Raw genomic sequence first — 812 nt, 5'->3', positions numbered from 1 at the left:
TCTTCAAACGTTTGAAGAGGAGCAAGAACTTATGCTTCGACGCGGATTTCTTTGATGCCAGCGCCTTGCTTCATTTTTTGTGCATGTTCGAGACCTGAAGTCACTTGTCCGAAGACTGTGTGTACACCGTCGAGGTGCGGTTGTGGCTCATGTACGATGAAGAACTGGCTTGATCCAGTGTTACGACCAGCGTGTGCCATCGAAAGTGAACCCGCTTTGTGTTTGTGTGGGTATGATGTAGACGTTTCGCAAGGAATCGTTTTTCCTGAACCGCCTGTACCGTTTCCGATTGGGCATCCGCCTTGTGAGACGAAGCCTGGGATGACACGGTGGAAGTTCAATCCATCGTAGAAGTTCGAGTTTGCAAGGTTTTCGAAGTTTTCAGTCGTGATCGGTGCTTCATCGTTGAACAATTCGAATTCGATTTTATTTCCATCTTCTAATAAGATATGACCAGTTTTTTGCATGTTTGACCAACCTTTCGCGCTTTTCAGCAAGAGATTCGTCACGATTCAAGATCGTGATTCCATGGTACAGTGTACCAAATTTCAGGACGTCGTGCAGACCTTTTTACTCGACGGCTGCCTCTAACACATCGAGTGTCACCGAATCCGTTGCTTCGACACGAATCCGAATTCCATTCGCGAGTGTCGTGACAGGATCCGTATGCCCGAAGTCCGCATCAAGAACGATTGGGAAATCATACCCTCGCGTTGCGCGCAAAATGATATCTTTAAGCGAGAACTCCGGATCAAAATCGACCTTGCTCGGGAAGCGTCCGACGACGAGCGCCGCAATCTTGTCATACGCAC

The 812-nt window shown here is 48.2% G+C and carries 2 protein-coding genes; both read right to left on the bottom strand.

The window, feature by feature from the left end:
• Positions 1-29: 29 nt before the first annotated feature.
• Positions 30-467, bottom strand: coding sequence for a peptidylprolyl isomerase (locus B2751_RS14940; RefSeq protein ID WP_023467682.1), 438 nt, complete (start codon positions 465-467; stop codon positions 30-32).
• Between the two features lie 103 nt (positions 468-570).
• On the bottom strand, positions 571-798 hold the full coding sequence (locus B2751_RS14935) for a hypothetical protein (RefSeq protein WP_290775504.1): 228 nt from the start codon (positions 796-798) through the stop codon (positions 571-573).
• Between the last annotated feature and the right edge of the window lie 14 nt (positions 799-812).

The organism is Exiguobacterium sp. UBA6282 (assembly GCF_002440475.1).
GTDB lineage: Bacteria > Bacillota > Bacilli > Exiguobacteriales > Exiguobacteriaceae > Exiguobacterium_A.
The sequence above is the reverse complement of the archived record's forward strand: the minus strand, read 5'-3'. Positions and strand labels throughout refer to the sequence as shown.